18 protein-coding genes and 2 pseudogenes are annotated in these 15187 nt (G+C 35.4%); 15 read left to right on the top strand and 5 right to left on the bottom strand.

Features of this window, described 5'->3' with window-relative positions; translation table 11 throughout:
- Positions 1-166 precede the first annotated feature (166 nt).
- Positions 167-379, bottom strand: coding sequence for a hypothetical protein (locus J2Y03_RS27735; protein WP_307300958.1), 213 nt, complete (start codon positions 377-379; stop codon positions 167-169).
- 698 nt (positions 380-1077) lie between these two features.
- Between J2Y03_RS27735 and J2Y03_RS27730 the strand changes: the two genes are divergently transcribed.
- Together J2Y03_RS27730 and J2Y03_RS27725 are read left to right on the top strand one after the other, a co-directional pair.
- Positions 1078-1251, top strand: a complete 174-nt coding sequence (locus J2Y03_RS27730; protein ID WP_310200356.1) for a hypothetical protein — start codon at positions 1078-1080, stop codon at positions 1249-1251.
- 144 nt (positions 1252-1395) lie between these two features.
- On the top strand, positions 1396-1629 hold the full coding sequence (locus tag J2Y03_RS27725) for a hypothetical protein (RefSeq protein ID WP_310200354.1): 234 nt from the start codon (positions 1396-1398) through the stop codon (positions 1627-1629).
- A 929-nt stretch (positions 1630-2558) separates the two neighbouring features.
- Here J2Y03_RS27725 and J2Y03_RS27720 read toward each other — a convergent pair.
- Positions 2559-3233 carry a DUF2642 domain-containing protein gene (locus J2Y03_RS27720; RefSeq protein WP_310200352.1) on the bottom strand — a complete coding sequence of 225 codons (675 nt, stop codon included), beginning with the start codon at positions 3231-3233 and terminating at the stop codon, positions 2559-2561.
- A gap of 27 nt (positions 3234-3260) precedes the next feature.
- Entirely contained in the window at positions 3261-4628 is a 1368-nt protein-coding gene (locus tag J2Y03_RS27715; protein WP_310200350.1) for an arsenic transporter, read from the bottom strand.
- Positions 4629-5151: 523 nt separating this feature from the next.
- Between J2Y03_RS27715 and J2Y03_RS27710 the strand changes: the two genes are divergently transcribed.
- Complete coding sequence (locus J2Y03_RS27710; protein ID WP_310200348.1) at positions 5152-5535, top strand: hypothetical protein; 384 nt, start codon at positions 5152-5154, stop codon at positions 5533-5535.
- Between the two features lie 147 nt (positions 5536-5682).
- Entirely contained in the window at positions 5683-5892 is a 210-nt protein-coding gene (locus J2Y03_RS27705; protein ID WP_310200346.1) for a hypothetical protein, read from the top strand.
- A gap of 77 nt (positions 5893-5969) precedes the next feature.
- Here J2Y03_RS27705 and J2Y03_RS27700 read toward each other — a convergent pair.
- A pseudogene (locus J2Y03_RS27700) lies at positions 5970-6810 on the bottom strand (tyrosine-type recombinase/integrase).
- Positions 6811-6979: 169 nt separating this feature from the next.
- On the opposite strand from J2Y03_RS27700, the gene J2Y03_RS27695 reads away from it, so the two are divergent.
- The 5 genes from J2Y03_RS27695 (at position 6980) to J2Y03_RS27675 (ending at position 10058) form a co-directional block, all read left to right on the top strand.
- Positions 6980-7435 carry a YrvL family regulatory protein gene (locus tag J2Y03_RS27695; protein ID WP_310200344.1) on the top strand — a complete coding sequence of 152 codons (456 nt, stop codon included), beginning with the start codon at positions 6980-6982 and terminating at the stop codon, positions 7433-7435.
- 166 nt (positions 7436-7601) lie between these two features.
- Complete coding sequence (locus J2Y03_RS27690; RefSeq protein WP_310200342.1) at positions 7602-7985, top strand: hypothetical protein; 384 nt, start codon at positions 7602-7604, stop codon at positions 7983-7985.
- 284 nt (positions 7986-8269) lie between these two features.
- Entirely contained in the window at positions 8270-8737 is a 468-nt protein-coding gene (locus J2Y03_RS27685; RefSeq protein ID WP_310200340.1) for a hypothetical protein, read from the top strand.
- 837 nt (positions 8738-9574) lie between these two features.
- Complete coding sequence (locus tag J2Y03_RS27680; protein ID WP_310200338.1) at positions 9575-9706, top strand: YjcZ family sporulation protein; 132 nt, start codon at positions 9575-9577, stop codon at positions 9704-9706.
- 94 nt (positions 9707-9800) lie between these two features.
- Positions 9801-10058 (top strand): hypothetical protein, encoded by a 258-nt coding sequence (locus J2Y03_RS27675; RefSeq protein ID WP_310200336.1) that lies wholly within the window; start codon positions 9801-9803, stop codon positions 10056-10058.
- A gap of 361 nt (positions 10059-10419) precedes the next feature.
- Here J2Y03_RS27675 and J2Y03_RS27670 read toward each other — a convergent pair.
- A pseudogene (locus J2Y03_RS27670) lies at positions 10420-10650 on the bottom strand (EamA family transporter); the annotation flags it as partial.
- A 91-nt stretch (positions 10651-10741) separates the two neighbouring features.
- Here J2Y03_RS27670 and J2Y03_RS29090 point away from each other — a divergent pair.
- From J2Y03_RS29090 to J2Y03_RS27645, 6 genes are all read left to right on the top strand, one after another.
- Positions 10742-10930: a macro domain-containing protein gene (locus J2Y03_RS29090; RefSeq protein ID WP_396954277.1), complete on the top strand. Its 189-nt coding sequence runs from the start codon at positions 10742-10744 to the stop codon at positions 10928-10930.
- Positions 10902-11054: a hypothetical protein gene (locus tag J2Y03_RS27665; RefSeq protein WP_310200334.1), complete on the top strand. Its 153-nt coding sequence runs from the start codon at positions 10902-10904 to the stop codon at positions 11052-11054. Before J2Y03_RS29090 ends, J2Y03_RS27665 begins: the two co-directional genes overlap by 29 nt.
- A 378-nt stretch (positions 11055-11432) precedes the next feature.
- The gene (locus tag J2Y03_RS27660; protein ID WP_310200332.1) at positions 11433-11717 is read left to right on the top strand and encodes a hypothetical protein; all 285 of its coding nucleotides are present in this window, start codon (positions 11433-11435) and stop codon (positions 11715-11717) included.
- A 468-nt stretch (positions 11718-12185) separates the two neighbouring features.
- Positions 12186-13763 carry a spore germination protein gene (locus J2Y03_RS27655; protein WP_396954276.1) on the top strand — a complete coding sequence of 526 codons (1578 nt, stop codon included), beginning with the start codon at positions 12186-12188 and terminating at the stop codon, positions 13761-13763.
- On the top strand, positions 13763-14956 hold the full coding sequence (locus tag J2Y03_RS27650; protein WP_310200331.1) for a Ger(x)C family spore germination protein: 1194 nt from the start codon (positions 13763-13765) through the stop codon (positions 14954-14956). The genes J2Y03_RS27655 and J2Y03_RS27650 overlap by 1 nt, the downstream gene beginning before the upstream one ends.
- On the top strand, positions 14953-15174 hold the full coding sequence (locus J2Y03_RS27645) for a hypothetical protein (protein ID WP_132097471.1): 222 nt from the start codon (positions 14953-14955) through the stop codon (positions 15172-15174). Before J2Y03_RS27650 ends, J2Y03_RS27645 begins: the two co-directional genes overlap by 4 nt.
- The last annotated feature ends 13 nt before the right edge of the window (positions 15175-15187 follow it).

Below are 15187 nucleotides of genomic sequence, written 5' to 3'. Positions count from 1 at the left end.
CACTTCCTAACCATTTTCATTCTTTGTGGTGCAGCACTGATTTGTGCTGCATGGATGGCTAACGGGTGCTTTAGTTGAAGAAAGCCACTGATTTTTTATCAGTGGCTTTTTTGTTTGTTTAATGGAAGACTTTAAGATGAACTATTTATTCAATCACGGCGGAATTCTAGTTACTTAATTCCATTAATAATTCGTGGACAATGTGTTGTTCAAAATCCTTTGGCTTATCCAATAGTATCCCTCTTTTTGACGCAGCTGCAATTATTAGTCCTAATTCATAGTACATATTTTTAGAAACTAATCCTTTTGAAATCATTTTCTTCACTTCATAATAAAATTGAATCAAAAAATCACTTGGTAATTTTTCATACAAAGACATTTTTGGAAACACCCACTATTCCTACTGTTCTAATATGAATAATATCAATTAAAACTGAAATTGAAAAGAGTTTTTCGCCAGATTCATAAATTTGTCATTTTATTACAGATACGTTTGACAATACTGCTTTAATCTTGTTGAACTACCATGAAAATAAGTTTCTTCAAGAATAGAAAAATGACAATCCTGAAGAAGACCCTGCTCAATCGTTAAAAAAAAAGAGGAGAGCGGTAATTAAAAAGTCTATGGATTAGGGTTGACTGGATTAAGGTCAGTATCAGTATAGACACTTCCTAACCATTTTCATTCTTTGTGGTGCAGCACTGATTTTGGGCTGCATGGATGGCTAACGGGTGCGATGCTTAATAACGAAGGATCGCATTATCTTATTTAAGTAACGAAGTAGGGTAGTTGAAGAATCTGTTTTATCTTATAGCCTTACGGGAGAAAACTGGTAATAATTGAATTACGAATAGGAAAAGTGCATCGTCTTTGTAAAAGAAATAAGGGCGGCAAGGAGCTGAGGAACAGAGTCTTCCGCTTTTTTCTCTTCAAATGCTGTAACCAAAGGGAAATAGCCTTTTGTCTTATTCGCCTATAACCTGTTAAAATTAAAACATACACTACAAGTGAAACACATAATGGAAACCCGTTGGATTGCCAAAGGAGAAATATGAAGGTGACTGGGGTGAAGAACGATGAAAAAGCGGTCAAGGTTGCGTAGACGGATTCGGGAATGGCTAAACAAGAAGAAAGAACGGAAAAAAGAGAACCCACTCCCTAGTTTTGCAAACCGTTGGATGAATCGCCATCGGGAAGACTTGGAAAAGCCAAAAGAATTTTATAAAAATGAAAAACCAACCGAGGAATAATGACGGCTGCGATGCTTCAATAACGAAGGATCGCTTTTTTGTTATTCAAGTAACGAGCAGAATACTTCAATAAGGATTATGGGTTATTATGGTAAAGTTAGAGAAGATTCAGTAAAAAATTTTGTTAAAAAAGGGGATTTTACAATGGGAAAACGGAAATTATCAATTACAGTATTCTTATTAAGTCTTTTTTCATTACTTATTTCGCTTAAATTATTTTGGAATTTAGGGATTTTTGTTGATGAGTATAATTTAAGCCCTGAAATTGTTAATGGCGGAGACTTTTGGCTTACAATGGATTGGTTAAGATTATTATTACTGTTATTGCTGTGTGTAGTATCTGGTATTAGTATTTTTAGTGCTAAACAAAATAAGTGATATAAAGTAAATAAACATTGTGAAGAATTACACTTAAAGTAACTGGGCAGGTTAGTGGAACAAAAAAGATGAAATCCATCTCCTTTTTATGGCACATTTGAACCAAATAGTGGCGAAAAGGGATTGAAAACGTGGGTAAAAAATATGCTCTTTTATTATTGCAGGCGGAGAAATGTAGGCTGCCCAAAATGTTTAAAACTATAAAAGAATAATAAAATAAGCCTAATAATTTTAGAGGTGAAATTTCAATTATGAAAAGCAATTGGATGATTTTACTCAAAGTGATTGAATTCCTACGATGTCGCAGTAAGAGGAAGTTTACAACTATTGTGAGGAAAAATACGTTCCACAAGAGAACGTAATAATTAAGAAAGACTATTTTCCAACAAATAAATTAAGTCCTAATATCAAGATTGAAATGATGAAAAAAACAAATTTTAGAACTGACCCCTTAGGTCCTCTTTTTATGTCAAGTTCTGGTTCTTGATCTTCCATTTATGCACCTCCAATTTATAAATGATGTATCAATATAATAATATGAAAATTAAGTAATTCTGTTTGGACAACCTATTCAGTTTTTTAAATTTTCCAAGAAAGTTAGTGAACAATTCGAAGAAAGTGAGCCATAAGGTACGTAAGTAATGTTATTAATTTAGTAAAGATAAAAGGGAAGATATACCTAATAATTTTTTTCTACCTTGAACAAAATTAAACAAAAAAACATATCCTAACAATATGTAGTACACATAAAAAAGACCGTGACTCGAACGACACGGTCAAAACCAACGCTAATGGTGAATGAATAGTCCATCCTCGTCTGCAAACACAGGGTGGATTATTCTTTTTGTTTATATTGACAAAACATGTGGACACCACTCTTTCTTCTACTTAATGTTGAGTGAATTAATATCTCAAGTTGCACATCGTTGTTACGGTAGTTGTATCGTTTTGAGATGCTCTACATTTCGATATATCCGTTCCCCTTCGGCTGTTATTAGAGTGATTTTGTTATTGCGAATCTTTTGAAGTACGCCTATTTTTTCAGTATGGTCTCCACCATCAATAATCACTAGTTGATTTTCCATCCTTTTCAACTGTTCATCAAAAGATCGGGCTAAAGGAGTGGATATAGGCACAAGGGGTAGATTTTCCTTGTCTAAGGAATACGGTGTTGTATTAGCGGAATACGGAATTAGCCATTTAACATGATTCATCGAAATAAATATTGTTTTGTACACAGGGGAGTGAAAGACAAAATAGTCGTTCATTATGCTGGTTAAATAGCCATGAATTGATTTATTCCCTGTCACATAAACCTGGGTAAACAAACCTTTAGCAACCGTTAATGCTTTTCGAAAGGATATAACATCCGTTTCAATTGGTTTTTCTGTGGGAGGGTTATTATATAAATCTTCTTCTTCTAAACTGGTTTCTTTCAATTTTTGAACATGATTAAATGGAATGTAGAGGAAGGAATGATTTTTGCCATCGTAAATGACGATGATGTCAAGCCCGCTATCTAACAGGATTCCCTTGTGAAAATTTCCTCCTGAAAGTTCAACTTCAATTTTTTTCCCTATCAAATCAACAAAATCTATAAGCATCTTAATTCTCCTTTTTTCTCAAAAGTCTTATCCTTGAAGAGTGCCACCAAAAAGCCAAGAAACCCAATAATATAAAACGACTAAGGTAAACAATGTCGCAGGTGGTATGACGACGACTGTGATTTTAATATATTGCAACCAACTGATCATTACTTTCCCTTTCCTTACGATATGCATCCACATCAACGTAGCAAGCGTTCCCATTGGAAGCAGTAACGATCCCATGTCGCTGCCAATGACGTTCGCCAGATAGGCAATTTTCAATTCGAGTAAACTTAGATCCATATTCATTAACGTGAGTGTTCCAACCATGAGAGCTGGGTGATTATTAAAAATATTGGAGAGTACAGAAAGTAGGGTACCCATCATGACACTCGTATGGAGCAGGCTACCAGAAACCATTGGCTTCATGAAAGTGATCAACCAGTCTGTTAAACCAATGTTATTCAGACCGTAAATAATGACATACATACAGAAAGCGAAAATGATAATATACCACGGTGTTTTTTTCAGCATATCACCTGGAGGTATTTTTAAATAAGCCCATCTCCATCCTAAAAGAACAAGCGAGCCGATAACAGCCATAAGCGAAACAGGAATGTTCACAAACGAAGCGACAAAGAGACTACAACGGACAGCAAATACGAATAGAAGAACATTTCGCATAAATCTAGAACGATCTTTTTCCGTAGTATGCTGAATTCCTAGACGTGTTTTAAGTGGGTGGTAGGTAGACATTGACAGACCCGAAACATTTGTAGGAACGGTTTTCGGTAACTCTTTTTTAAAGCGAAGAAATAAGAACCAAGTCAACAGTAGTAATCCTAGAGTAGCAGGAACAAACATCATCACCGTATGCAACCATAAATCCATATGGACGATTTTTAGAGCAATCAAATTTACAATGTTACTTACACCAATTGGAGCACTTGAAGCAGTTGCAATTAAGGCTCCAGACAGCAAATACGGAATTTTTTGACGATTTTTTAAGCCCATGTTGTTTAATAACATGACTAGTATGGGGGTTGTAATTAAAATACTCCCGTCGTTATTAAAAAAGAGTGTCATGAGAAAACATAAAAGATTGACATACCAGAATAATCGAATTCCAGATCCCTTTGCTTTTTCTGCGAGCTTCTCTGCCACCCAGTTAAAGAAACCAAAACTTTCTAAAACAATCGCCATGACAATCGTTGCCATAATCGTAATGGCGGCACCACTTATGGTGTTTGAAATGATACCCAGGTCTGTTAATGAAACACTTCCACTGAGTATGACAATAACCGCACCTATTGCGGCAGGTATAGCTTCATTGATACCTCTAGGTCTCCAAAGAATAAATCCGAGGGTAACCAAAAAAGTTATAATCGTTACCCAGACGGTTAAATGTGTCATATTTTTCTCCTTTCATCTAGCTAGTAATTCAGGATGCTTTCCTGAGACGACCTTACCTCCACGTTTTGGTGACTCCGCTACTGTCCCTCCCTTCCATCTATCCCTCTTGTGATGTTGTACTATAACTTATGAAAGATGATAAAGACAGGCTTTGGGTAAGTACCTGTTTTTTTATAAATCAACAAAAGTCTAAATATTGCAAGTAATTATAAGAATCAAGACAGTAACATAGTAGCAAAAATAAAAAGCGAAGCTAAGACAGCTCCGCCCAATACAGTTTAATCTTATTTTTAAGTTACTACTTTTGTGTTTATGTAGGCATGAAATTTTTCTAATTTAATTTATCGAAGTAATTTGTGAAGAATTGAACTTAAACTAAAGGGTGCGATTGTTCAAGAGGAGCAGTCGCTTTTTCACTAACAAAGCAGGTTAGTCCAATAAGCAAATCCAAAGGTACGTAAGTTTGAATGCTTAGGAACTTATAATAATTGATAATCGTATTTATTAGAAAGGAGGTAATTAATTGAAAAAAGTTGGAATGATTTTAGGTTTATTTATAGCCGTTATTGCAGTGTTCGTATTTATAAATAAATTACATTATCCGACTCTTCCGATAGATGATATATCTGCAAAAGAAGTGATTGATATACTGAAAGAATCGGATAGTAAAATAGCTGAAATTGCAGTAGAAGGCGATTCTATTTGGTATATCACAAGTAGTGAGAACAAAGGTATTTCGATTGCTGATGAAAATATTAAACAAATGATTGGTTCAAATGGATGGGAATTTAAAGAAAAAGATGGTGCTGGTCTGTTCTTTGAAAAAGACGGAAAAAGATTAATTGCCACCACTCAAATGTGGACTGGAAATTATGTTCTCGTTAAAATTCCAAGTAATTTTAAATAATCTTGAGAGTTTTTTTATTAAGCTGTGCTTTAATCGAACAACAGTAATGCCTTTCTTATTGTGCTAATTGGGCAGGAAAGTAGACAAAAGATGATATGATAGAATCTGTACGGTAATTTGGATTACTTAAATGAGGTGGTTTTGATAATGGCTTTATTAAAAAATAAATATGTTATAGGAATTATGTGGATTTTAGCAACACTGTTATTAGTAGCATCTTTTCTACTTATTTCAACTGGTTATTTTAATACCAAAGAAATAAGTTTATTAACTTCTCAATGTTATGAGAATAGTGGAGAAGTCATAATAGAAATACATAATAATCTAACAAGTGAATATTCCTTTAAGTGTAAATAAGGGTATTTCTCTTCTTCAATTAACGGGTGCAATAGTGAAAAGGGCAGCGTAAATCCGTTGCCTTTCTCACTACATCTTTAAAAATACTTTCTATAAAATTCTCTTCTAATGCTGCCACTTAACTGAGCATAAATCCTAGTGGTTTCGCTTTTTTCGTGCCCTAGTAGACTTTGAATAACATCAATCGGAGCTCCGTTGTTTAAAAGGTGGGTAGCATAGCTATGGCGTAGTTGATGTGGATGGATTTCTTTGTTGATCCCTGCTCGATTTGATATTCGCTTTATGATGTACCTCATCTGTCCAATACTCATTCTATGTGGGTACCGTTCAGTAACAAAAATAGCGGGATCTTTATCCTGGCGAAGGTCTAAATATCGCTTGAGCCAAATTTCACACCGTATATTAAAGTAGACCTCCCTTTCCTTATCACCCTTCCCAAGCACAATTGCAGAACGATTGGACCAATTAATACGATTTTTATCAAGAGAAACAATTTCGCCTATTCTACATCCTGTTGAAAACATAAATTCAAATAATGCCTTTTCCAATGGAGTAAAACACGCTTCCCTCAAATGTTCAATTTCTCTCTCTGTCAAAAACTTTGGAATCCGTTTTCCTTGTTTAGGTTCTTTGATTTTGGTAGCTGGATTTTTGGGTATATGCCCTTCCTCGTGTGACCAACGAAATATCGATTTAATGAATCGAATTCGGTGAGCCAAACTTGACGGCTTTAAGTGTTCACTGGATTTTGCTAAAATACCCTTTCAGTTGATCTGTCGTTAATGATCCAATATCCACATCGCTAAAGTGTTGAATAAGTAGCTTAGATTGTAATCTATATGCTTTTAATGTCTGTGGAGAAAATCCTTCAATTCTTTTATCCGATTCATATAATTCCCAGGCTTTTGCTAATAACAAAATAATTCCTCCTTATCGGTTATATTAGAGGAATTATTGCCTTGATTATAGAAATGGAAACATTAGGTATTGAAGTAACGTGCAGGATAGTTTAAGAAGGTGTGTTATAATGATGGGCGATAAATGTTATTAATTTGAAAGTTTACGAAAAAGGAATTGTTACTCAATAATGAATCGTAAAAATAAAAAAAATCGATTTCGAGATTTGGGTTTATTTGAAAAAGTATTGGTTATTACAGCTTTAACACTTCTGGTTGTCATATCCATTATGTTTGTTATCGGGAGTATATTCTTTGGATTTGTAGGCTTTTTTAATCTATTTGGAGTACGATATACATCGCCATACTCCCTTATAGGTTTTTTATTGTTGTTGTTTCTTTTTGGTGGTGTAGTGGATTTAATCTCTATAACTTTAATCGCGTTGTTATCCCGATATGTATCAGGTAAATATAAATCATTTATCACACGAATGTTTATTGGTTGCACATTTACTTGGTTAGCATTGCATATTGTAGATGAATGTATGAATAGCATTACAATTCCATTGAAAACGGAAATCGTTGCCGTTTTATTATTATTCTTTATTGAAATTGCCTTTGAAAATAGAGAAAAAAATAATAAGTAATTTTCACTTAATTGGTTTCTTATTCAACTAAAGGGTGCAAGAGTGGAACAAGGGTTGTTGCGGCAGCCCTTTTTCTTATTGAACATAAGTAGAAGGTTAGTGAAATAATAGATATAATTAGCATAGCTCTACTCGTAGAAAATTGATAAAGGAGAAATCCCATCTTATGTTTGGTTTCTTAAATAGAGCAAAATTAAAAAAAGACGATTTAAAAGGCATTGCAAAATTAATGTATCAGGATGTTTCGGATGATTCCTGGGATAAAGAGAACCTTACTAAAAGTAATTTAGACTTCACTATTGAGAGCGTTCGTTATATTGATATGTACACAAAAAGATTAATGAATACGGAGTTTGGTACTGAACTTTTAAATAAGTATTTTGATAATTTAGTGATTCGTATAGGTGCATATATTGGTGAAGTTATCAAAAATAATATTAGACATACTGGTATGAGTCTGATTCTGTATACAATTATTCTCCTAATTTTGATGGAGCGTATAGTAATACCAAAACACAGAGTGTTCTTTATTCTAAAAAGAGAGATATAGTAATATTACCTATAAATGAGGTATCACAATTTTTGAAAGGGAACTCCCCATACAGTAATTTTCTTACTTACGTAGAAGCAACGATAGAGCAAAATTCATAATAGTATCGCTATAATTTTTCATTGCAATAATTTAAAAATGTTACTCAACTAACGGTTTGCTTAAGCAAAAAAAAGAGTCGTAGCTGCGGCTCTTTTTTGTTGTTCCACTTAAGGGTGAGTTTTATTGAAGAGGAACAACTGATAAAATAGCCTAAATCAAATTTAAAAAGGTGTTGTTATTTTGTGGGACAAGTAAGATTGTACAGAATATCTCTACTATTAATATTGGTTTTTATGGTTGCAGGAATATTATTGTTTATTTTGTCCATTATGGCTTTAAGGACTGCCCACATTGTGTCAATTTTGATGGTTATTTTTTCAACTTTCACGATAGGTTCTTCAATTCATCTTTGGCGAAAAAGAAATGAAGGTAAAGGATTTTATTGGGATGATGAAGGAATTGTAATCGACTTAAAAGGAAATAAGGTTTATTGGGATGAAATTGAAGACATTCAATTTTTTATAAGTAGTACCACCAGTTTTTCAAAGGCTACTGTAATTTACCCTCACTATACAAATCACGAAAAAATAAGAATGCGTCGTAAGAAGTTACTGCCAACACCTGCACATTCAATTGATTGGATTTTAATCGAAAAGCCAAAGGAATTTCACAATAATTTAATGAAAGTTTGGGAAGAAAAAAATAAATAGCAAACATAAAGTCAGATTGCCATTGTTGAGATATATTATGGATTTTTGGATGGTGTTAATTTTGCGGAGAATACCCAAACTTTACCCTTATTTTTTATTTATACTTGGTATTATAGTTATTGGCAGATTTTTATATAAGGATTATGCAGATTATTTTGATTTAGCTTTTATTATCATTTTATTACTTCAAACAATTTATTTGTATCAAAGGAAAAAATCAAAAAGACATCAACGTTAACATCCAAGTGTCTAAAATTGTTGAGTATTTCTTAAACAATGAGTCTTTTAGAGTTGATGCTGCAACTCTTTTTCTTGTTCCAGGTTCAAACGAAAATATGTGACTTTGTGAAAGAGTGTACTTAAGCTAACGGGTTGCTTTAGTTCAAGAACAGGACTGTCAATAGAAGGTCTTTTTTTATGCTATTAAGTGTTAAGGGAGTGGGTTGAAGCCTGCTCCTTTTTGATTACTCCGTAACATGTTTTTATACATAAAAAAGCCAATCCTTTACACTTCAAGGGATCGGCGTTTATCACTTTATTATACTGGGTCAACAGGTGCAATAGGGCCAGGTTGCCAGATCCGGGAAATCCAGGCTGCTTAATTTTCTTTTAATCAGCACTTGTCCCATTCAGCTTTATTCTGAGTGCATAAGTTATTATTAAGGCCGCCAAGCCAATATAACTACCTCAGAAGAGGCGTTTGCATTGTATTGCAGACGCTTTTTTATTTTTAGAAATTGTTTTGTCCTTACAACAATGATATATGTCCAATCAACCCTTGTCTTTAAAAAATATACATAAGGAGAAATAGCTTTTGTCCGATTGGTGGTGAAAAAAATGGGTTGGTTCGGCGGATACGGTGGATACGACGGCGGTTATGGATACGGCGGTGGCTTTGGCAGCAGCAGCTTTGTATTAATCGTTGTATTGTTCATACTTCTAATCATTGTAGGGGCTTCATTTTGCTAAATAGTACAGAACAAAGGGCAGGGTAAGTTAATCTGTCCATTTGTCATATAGACTTCTAAAATGAAAGGAGGATGATTACAAATGGGTTTTTTTCGTGACGACTTTAGAAGAGATCGATTTTTTCGTGACGATTTTAGAAGAAGAGGGTTTTTCCCCTTTAAATTCTTATTTTTCCCCTTTTTCCCCTTTGAATTTAAAAGAGAAAGAAGAAGAAGACGTAGATTCTAAAAGCAAAAGATTTAAACAGTATTTCCATGGGCCTACGGGCCTTCTTTTCTTCTATGTAATCGATCACATACATAATTACGAAGAAATGATAGAAATGCTTGTATGCTTGTCAGAACCGAAGTAATTAAAAGGTTACATAGTCGAAATAGCAAAAGCAATTTGAGGGTGTGGGCGGAGTGCCTGCCCCTTTTTTCAGTATAAGATTGATTACTTTCTTAAACTACCATGAAAATAAGTTTCTTCAAGAATAGAAAAATGACAATACTGAAGAAGACCCTGCTCAATCGTTAAAAAAGAGGAGAGCGGTAATTAAAAAGTCTATGGATTAGGTTTGACTGGATTAAGGTCAGTATCAGTATTGACACTTCCTAACCATTTTCATTCTCTGTGGTGAAGCACTGATTTTGGGCTGCATGGATGGCTAACGGGAGGTTAGTCCAAGAAGGAAAAGGAGTTGTTTTGTATATATTTCAAAATAAATCAGACATTTGTGAGATATTAATTTCGTGTAAGCGTGGCAATACAAAAGGAGTCAACACGATCAATGCTACCAAGATGGAATAGGTCGTTACAGCAATTTGTGAATAATCACTCGGCAAAAGCTTTACAAGTATAGACATAAGCGCCCAAGTTAAAGCTGCAATAAGTAGTACAATACCTCCAAGTGTACTTGACATATTCACATCACCAATTCGCACAATGAGAAGCACTCCGATTTGGGAGGGCGGCTCTCACCGGGAAGCAGAATTGTTGAGGGATTCCTACAAGAATTCTTAAGAGCTTGCGAAACAGCATGAATGTGAATCGATTGCATTTCCACTCATTTCTACCGGCATTTATGGTTTTCCCAAAGAAGAGGCATTGCAGATTGCTGTTTCTACGATCAGCCAATGCTTACTGACATCAGACATGCAGGTATACCTTGTCGTATTTGATAAGAAATCGTTCGGTTTAAGCCAAAAGCTGTTTGCTTCGGGTCAACGAATACATAGATGAGCATTATGTGAAGGAAGCGGAAATAACCTTCTTTCGGACAATAGAAGAAAATGAGGTAATGAACGATTTTAGAGAAGCCGAGCCAATTCTAAATCAATCATTAATAGAAGTGATCGACGATTAAGAAGAATTCTTTTCCGACAGACTTCTTCGATTTATTGATGAAAAAGAAATGACAAGGAAAATCAGAATCGTTCTCTTGAAATCATTGTTTCGAAAAATCGAAATGGTCCAGTTGGATCAGCATTTGTGAATTACAATGAGCATACAGGAAGAATGGAGGACCAAAAGGACATTTAAAACCGGATAAAATGAAACCACCTCACTATTTATTGATTGATACAACCGACTCAAAAAATCCAAAAACATGTGGGAAAAATAAACAAGAATGGACTCAGTTAAATATATAAATGATTTGTTCACATCATTTCAGTCTTTTTTTACTTTGGTAGTATTGTAAACAAATAAAAGAAATATAAGGGACTCATTTGGAGTTCTTGAGGTGAGACCATTACTCAAGTCTAAAAGCTACACTTTTTTAATATTTTGTTGTATTATATTAATGAAAGCGCATACATTTTTAAGCGGAGGTGATACCATGTATATATATGGTAATGATTATATCAAATATTTAAACGATGACAGGAATCGACCATTAACGTATGACCAATGGAAAAATAAAAACAGTCAACAGGATTCCAATAAACGTATTACATCCGAAAGAGCCGAAACAATCAGATATACTAATGGATATTTTTCTCCAGGTGTTTTTAATAAAAATTATTAGTTTGGTTGAATGATAGGGGAGCACCGGTGATGATTGGCAAATTCATGGGAAGTAATACAGTAAGAAGAAAAAGAACTCAGAACATGATAGTTTCGTAACTTTAAATTTAATAGGACATTAAAGACACCGTTAAATCCGAACAGCGGTGTCTTTTTATGTTCTAAAATGATATTTCTTATAAATAATTATTTCGAAAACAAGAAATTGAACTGTATTACAATCGCTGAAAAAGAACTTAGTAACCATAAGTGGAAAAACCTAGCGTTTTTAGGCTAGGTTTTTTGTGTATCCATCTTTTTGAAGGTAGTCATAAACTCTTTGGCTATATTGCTTTATCAGTTGATAACAGAAAGTACTACTCCTACTCATCTTACAATTTCTGTCAGGCGTTAATTACTTTGAAAATATTAGCATTAATTTTACAGAATTTACAAAGAATATGCTTAACACATATCGAGGGGTCTAGTGATGAAATTTTTTGGGTTTAGGAAAAAAAAGGGGGATATTCCAAATTTACAATTAAATGAATCTTTGAATTCAATGCCGGAAATTCCTCTAAATCCAAGTTTAAATAATAATATAGACATACTGAAATCTGCCTATAAAGATTGCTCAGACGTGGTATTTCGTGACTTTAGTATTGGCAGCGAGATTAATGCTGTTCTTCTTTACATAGATGGTCTGTCAAATACCGAAGAAGTTGACAAGCATGTGCTAATGCCGCTTATCCAGCTGAAAAGCCCGAAACAAAGTCCTATATTTGAGAGAGCGAAAAAGGAAATATCGGTTTCAGATATCAAGGAAATCTACACGATTCCTGATATTTTTAAACAGATTTCCATTGGCAACCCAATCATTTTAATTGAAAAACAAACAAAGGGAATTTCGGTTGGTCTGCCGAAGTGGGAAAAACGCAGTATTATGGAGCCTGACGCGGAATCCGTCATTCGCGGTCCTAGGGAGGGTTTTATTGAAACATTACGAGTTAACACCTCCCTATTACGTAGGAAAATTCGTCATCCATTATTAAAAATGAAACAAATATATATTGGCGGCTACACCGAAACACAGGTCATCGTGGCGTATATCGAAGGATTAGCCGATAACGCTATAGTTGATGAGGTTACGCAGCGACTAAAGCGAATTAAGATTGATGGTATTTTAGAAAGCGGATATATTGAGGAAATGATTCAAGATAGCCCATTTTCTCCTTTCCCGCAGCTTTTAAACACAGAACGTCCGGATGTCGCTGCGTCCTGTTTATTAGAAGGACGTATTATTATTTTGATTGACGGCACTCCTATTACCCTTATTGCTCCCTGTACGTTTGCAAGTTTATTACAGGCACCTGAGGATTACTATAATCCATTTTATATCAGCACATTTATCCGTTGGCTGCGCTATATATTCTTTTTCATCGCTTTGCTTGCACCATCAGCGTACGTGGCGATTTTAACATTTCATCAAGAAATGCTCCCAACCGCACTCCTTTTAACCATCGCTGAAAGTCGTGAAAAAATCCCCTTTCCAGCTTTGGTTGAGGCGTTTATGATGGAAATCACTTTTGAGGCCCTGCGAGAAGCAGGTGTGAGATTGCCAAAACAAGTTGGAGCTGCTGTTAGTATTGTCGGTGCGCTTGTCATCGGACAAGCAGCGACGGCGGCGGGTTTGGTATCATCACCGATGGTTATGGTGGTCGCCATTACAGGTATCGCCTCATTTCTAATGCCAAGATATGCAGCCGGCATCTCGATTCGACTACTCCGATTTCCAATCATGATTTTATCTGGAATGTTGGGACTATTGGGCGTCATGCTTGGAATTACCACAATTGTTGCGCACCTGTGTACGCTTAAATCCTTTGGGGTACCCTATCTCGATTCGGCAGAATTACTTAAGCTTCGAAATTTAAAGAATGTCTTTATTCGTGCTCCGTGGTGGGCAATGGACACACGGCCAAAATTTTTTTCAAAAGATACTAGTAACCTAAGACGTGAAGCCGAGAATCAAATGCCCAGTCCAAGCAAAGGTGGGGATGGAAGTTGATGTGTAAGATTCGAGCGATAAAGAGGACTTTCCCTTTATTCTTTCTGATTTGCCTAAGTTCGATGGTCCTTACAGGATGTTGGGACCGAACCGAAGTAAATGACTTAGCTCTTATCCTTGCGACAGGTATGGATAAAGGTAAAAAAAATAATATCGAACTCTCAGTCCTTATCTTTATTCCGCAACCCCAGCAAAGTGGACAAGGTTCTGGAATGTCAGGTGGAAGTAGCAGCGGCCAATCCTTTGTGAGATCAGCTGAGGGAGAAACCGTTGCAGATGCGATGGCACGGCTTCAGGAAGCACTCACAAGGAAGGTTTTTTGGGGACAAAATGAAGTGCTCCTTATTGGAGATAAATTAGCCAAGAAAGGAATAAGCGACCAAATTGATTTTTGGATGCGGCACTCGGAACCTCGGATACGTGCCGATGTATTTGTTTCAAAAGGAAAGGCAAAGACTGTTTTGAAAGCCATGCCGGAATTGGAAAAAGACGCCTCAAAACAACTTCGTAAAATAGTCCAAACACATATTGGGGTAAAAGTAACGGTGAAGGATTTATTGCAAATGCTATCCAGTGAATCCAATGCAGCCGTACTGCCATGGGTTGAAAACCTATCCCCATCACAAATGGATAAAAAAAAGGCCATTCCAACCATTAACGGAGCAGTGATTTTTAAGGATGGAAAAATGGTAGGAAGATTAAGTGATAAAGGAACCAGGGGAATTCTTTGGCCAAGAAATGAGATTAAATCAGGCGTGATTACGATATCTTTTAAAGATGAAAAAGGCTACATCTCCTTAAATCTTTTAAGGAGCCATAATGAATTGATCCCTTCCATTAAAAACGGCAAATGGAACATGCACATCAAAACAAACGCAGATCTAGAAGTCATTCAAAATACGACGAAATTCAACTTATTACAACCAAACATCATAAAAAAGGCTGAGCAAAAGGTTAAGAATGAAATTGAACAAAGGGAACGGTTCGCTTTTAAGGAAGTACAGAGAAAGTTACATGCTGATATTTTCGGCTTTGCAGATGAATTCGAGAGAAAATATCCACAAACATGGAAACAAAAGAGGAACCAGTGGAATGAAATTTTTCCGAAGGTAGCCGTTTCTTTTGAAACGAAGGTAAATATCCAAAGATCTGGTTTAGCAGATGGAAAACCTAAACGAGGTGCCGAGCGATGAAGGTTGTTGGAATCTTAGGGGTAACGGTTATACTGGTGTTTATTTTTTTGATCCAACGGCAGGGGTTGGAGAGAAGTGGAAAAAGGGTAAAGATGGCTTTTTTTTCGATCATGATGGTTAATTGGGTCCTTGCTGTCTTACTTGTGATTTTTCCAGAAATGCCGGGCCCTGGGCAAATGATTGATTTCATCTATAAGTCATTTAAGCCTTTTTGGTAAAGAAACTCCTGTT

Source organism: Neobacillus niacini, assembly GCF_031457145.1.
Taxonomy (GTDB): Bacteria; Bacillota; Bacilli; order Bacillales; family Cytobacillaceae; genus Neobacillus; species Neobacillus niacini_J.
This window is presented reverse-complemented; position numbering and strand designations above follow the sequence as displayed.